Here is a 1,257-nt window from a genome sequence, read left to right as displayed (position 1 = left end):
CATGATCACACCGTGAGCGGTGAAGATCTGGTCATAGTGCTCAGGCGGCAGATAGCCAGGCGAACCCTCGGTGGCCATGGCCAACTGGGTACGCATCATGATCGCGTCGGCAAAGCCGCGCAGCAGCATGACCATGGCCACGACGATGTACATCACGCCGATTTTCTTGTGGTCGACCGACGTCAGCCACTCGGTCCACAAGTAAGTCCACTTCTTGAAGTAAGTGATTGCAGCGAACAGACCCAGACCACCGAGGGCGATCATGGCGATGGTCACCATCACGATCGGCTCGTGGAATGGGACTGCTTCCCAACTTAATTTACCAAACATCGTTTACTCCTCTGCCCCGGCAGCTGAATGCGAACTCGAGTCAATATCCGTGGCCGCCACTTCTTTCTCTTTCTTCTCGTGCTTCAGCGGCTTGCCCGGCTTCATACCTTCGTACTTGTCGACGATGATCTGGAACTGGTTAGGCGTGACCGACGAGTAGAGCTCGACTGGGTTGTTCTGGCTCGGTTTGGCAAGGGCTGCGTATTCAGCTTGATCAAGCTGTTTAGGTGACTTCTTGACTTCGCTTACCCAGGCGTCGAAATCTTCCTGAGTCGTCGAGATGGCTTTGAACTTCATGCCGGTGAAACCCGCGCCGCTGTAGTTGGCGGAGATACCGTCCATTTCAGCGTTGCGGTCAGCGATCAGGTGCAGCTTGGTCTGCATGCCCGCCATCGCGTAGATCTGGCCGCCCAGACCCGGGATGAAGAACGAGTTCATCACAGCGTCGGAGGTGATCTTGAAGTTGATGGGCGTGTGCGCCGGGAACACGATCTTGTTGACCGTGGCAATGCCTTGTTCCGGGTAGATGAACAGCCACTTCCAGTCCAGCGCGACCACTTCGATGGTCACAGGCTTGACGTCGGATTCAATCGGACGATACGGGTCCAATTCGTGGGTCGAAATGTAGGTGATGTAACCCAGGGCAACGATGATCAGCACCGGGATGGTCCAGACCGCCACTTCGATTTTGGTCGAGTGCGACCACTTCGGGGTGTAGACGGCGTTCTTGTTGGACGCGCGGTACTTCCAGGCAAACAGGAAGGTCATGACGATAACCGGCACCACGACCAACAGCATCAGCAAGGTCGCGGTGATGATCAGGTTGCGCTGTTCCAGGCCGATCTGGCCCGTTGGATTGAGCAAGGTCATGTTGCAGCCTCCCAGCAACATCGTGCCGAGCCGCGGCACTCGGCCTAGTAATCTGGG

The 1,257-nt window shown here is 56.5% G+C and carries 2 protein-coding genes; both read right to left on the bottom strand.

All coding sequences use genetic code 11. The annotated features are described in order from the left end of the window. Positions 1-330 (bottom strand): cbb3-type cytochrome c oxidase subunit I (locus ACIOU6_RS26545; protein WP_401139601.1); only part of this gene is annotated, 330 nt, incomplete at its 3' end. Between the two features lie 3 nt (positions 331-333). Next, the coding region (cyoA, locus tag ACIOU6_RS26540; protein ID WP_401139599.1) for a ubiquinol oxidase subunit II at positions 334-1,257 on the bottom strand (924 nt) is incomplete at its 5' end.

The organism is Pseudomonas sp. NPDC087615, from assembly GCF_044743445.1.
Classification (GTDB): domain Bacteria; phylum Pseudomonadota; class Gammaproteobacteria; order Pseudomonadales; family Pseudomonadaceae; genus Aquipseudomonas; species Aquipseudomonas baetica_A.
The sequence above is the reverse complement of the archived record's forward strand: the minus strand, read 5'-3'. Positions and strand labels throughout refer to the sequence as shown.